We start from the raw sequence: 2465 nt of genomic DNA, 5'->3' as shown, positions 1-2465 counted from the left end.
ACCTCCAGATCCGACTTCGTCAACGGGCTGATAGCAACTGGTCTGAAATCTTGGTGCTATAATTGTTTCACGGGACCTGAAAAAATGAACAAAGATTAAGCTGATCAGCCTGATTTGATACCTATGTTATTGTCATAAATTGCATTGAAAAAAATAACATGGTGATATCGATGGTAGATGACGACCGCTTCGAGTACATGGTTCTGATCAACGACGAAGAGCAGCATTCTTTGTGGCCCACTTTCAAAGCCATACCATCGGGTTGGATGCAAGTTGGGCCTGTTGGGAGCAAAAAGGATTGCCTTGCATACGTGGAAAAAGCGTGGCCGGATATCACCCCGCTATCTGTACGCAAGCGAATGGCTGAGTATTCAACAGCAAGAACGGTAGAAGTTCAGTCAATCAAATAGCATCAGTTGTCAAATATCGGGGCGTATGTGCTTGATCTGAAGTCCTGCTTCGGCTTGTTGTGTTTTCCATTCAAAAGGAAAACATCGCTCCGAAACTAGAGATTGCATTCTTATTATGGACTATAGAGCATGCACATCTTAATATTAAATAAAACTGATTTAATTTACTGAAATTAAACCGATAATAAAGTCATAATCACACAAGAATACGGATCCGGTAAATTGTCAGCCATTCTGTCCATTCGCTCCTTGAGCAAAAACTACAAGAACGGCGTCAATGCCTTGAGCGACGTGTCGCTGGAAATCCGGGAAGGCGAGATCTTTGCGCTTCTTGGGCCAAATGGGGCGGGCAAGACAACCCTGATCCGGACCATCTGCGGATTGACACGCCCTAACAAAGGGCGAATTTCAATTCAGGGGCACGATATAGCGAAGGATTATCGGAAAGCCAGATCGATAGTCGGCCTCGTCGGGCAAGAAATCCCCGCCGCAATGTTTGAAACGGTGGAGCAATCAGTTCGCTTCAGCCAAGGTCTTTTTAACATGCCAGTCGACATGGCTATAGTCGAGGATATACTCAAGCGGCTATCGCTATGGGAAAAGCGATCTGAAAGTTTCAATTCATTGTCTGGAGGAATGAAGCGGCGCTTGCTTGTGGCAAAAGCACTTGTACACAAGCCGCGGATCCTGTTTCTGGACGAACCGTCGGCGGGTGTCGATATTCACCTTCGCAAAGATATGTGGAACGTCATCGCGCAGCTTCAGAAGGACGGCGTTACCATCATCCTCACAACACACTATCTTGAAGAGGCCGAAGAACTTGCCGATCGCGTGGGGATTATCAACAAGGGGCAATTGTCTCATGTGGCCCCGACCGAGCAATTAATGCGTGAATTCGGGCGCAAAGAACTCACGTTGTCCCTGGCTGAACCGATCACGGAACTTCCGCATAGCTTGCGAAAATTCAAACTGACCCGCGAAGAGAGCGGAAAGGTTTTGCGTTATGCCTATTACACAGACCCAGGTGCAGGCCAAAACGCAATCATGGAACTTTTGGCTGCTCTTGTTTCGACAAATACCAGAGTAACGGATCTGCAAACGCATCAATCATCTCTGGAGGATGTTTTTGTCGAGTTGGTTGGGGCTGAGTGATGAATTTCTATGCTGTTCGAGCCATCTACTCGGCGGAATTGGCCAAGGTGCGAGAAGGATTTCTTGTTTCTGTAATGGCGCCTGTCTTATCTACCGCGCTTTACTTTCTTGTTTTTGGCGCAGTCCTCGGTGCGCGGATAGCGCCCGCTAACGGCGTCGGCTACGGATCGTTCATCGTACCCGGCTTGATCATGATGTCATTGATGATGCAAGCTATTTCCAGCACATCTTTCGGATTCTATTTCAGACGATTTACTGGCACATTGTCGGAAATCCAGGCAGCACCTGTTTCGAACCTGGAGTTGACACTTGCGTTTGTAGCTGCATCTGTCACAAAATCGGTTATTATCGGCGTGATTATGCTGCTCAGCGCAACTTTATTTGTACCGCTTAAAATCTCTCACCCGTTTGGTGTTTTGGCCTTTTTTTTGGTAACGCCTGTTATATTCTCCTTGATAGGCTTGATACTGGGATGTTGCGCAAAAAGCTTTGAGCCCTTGAATGCTGTTCAGCTGTTGATCGTGACGCCCCTGACTTTTCTCGGCGGCAGTTTTTACCCAGTCAGTGCCTTGCCGGACTTTTGGCAATCAGTGAGCCACTTGAATCCCATCTTCTATCTGATTTCCGGGATGCGCTGGTGTTTCTATGGACAGGGCGACGTTCCTATCATTTTGTCTGCCGGAATGTCCATCATGTTTCTGGTGTTGGCTGCTACCGGATTGGCGCTTGTTTATCAAAGGGGGGCGCTAATTTCCGAGTAGCAGGTAAACAGAGGCGAGGGTGAATTCAGCAGCGAAGTGCAACAAAGCATCGGCCGGGTTCGATTTGCCATAAGGTATTGAGTGTCAAGGGTTGGAAACCGTTTGGCGGCGTTTAAGCGCCCTTGACACTCAATCCCTTATG

General features: G+C 47.7%; 3 protein-coding genes. All 3 read left to right on the top strand.

Features of this window, described 5'->3' with window-relative positions; translation table 11 throughout:
• Positions 1 to 161: 161 nt before the first annotated feature.
• The 3 genes from E1297_RS02780 to E1297_RS02770 all read left to right on the top strand — a co-directional run bounded on the left by E1297_RS02780 (position 162) and on the right by E1297_RS02770 (position 2323).
• A complete protein-coding gene (locus E1297_RS02780) occupies positions 162 to 410 on the top strand; it encodes an MbtH family protein (protein WP_368669444.1) in 249 nt (82 codons plus the stop codon).
• A gap of 222 nt (positions 411 to 632) precedes the next feature.
• Positions 633 to 1562 (top strand): ABC transporter ATP-binding protein, encoded by a 930-nt coding sequence (locus E1297_RS02775; RefSeq protein ID WP_155133620.1) that lies wholly within the window; start codon positions 633 to 635, stop codon positions 1560 to 1562.
• A complete protein-coding gene (locus E1297_RS02770; protein WP_155133617.1) occupies positions 1562 to 2323 on the top strand; it encodes an ABC transporter permease in 762 nt (253 codons plus the stop codon). The genes E1297_RS02775 and E1297_RS02770 overlap by 1 nt, the downstream gene beginning before the upstream one ends.
• Positions 2324 to 2465: the final 142 nt, after the last annotated feature.

The organism is Roseibium sp. RKSG952, from assembly GCF_009711355.1.
The sequence above is the reverse complement of the archived record's forward strand: the minus strand, read 5'-3'. Positions and strand labels throughout refer to the sequence as shown.

Bases quoted from the DNA above. Each gene is read 5' to 3' on its own strand.
- E1297_RS02770 (WP_155133617.1), top strand. From the start codon at position 1,562: ATGAATTTCTATGCTGTTCGAGCCATCTACTCGGCGGAATTGGCCAAG.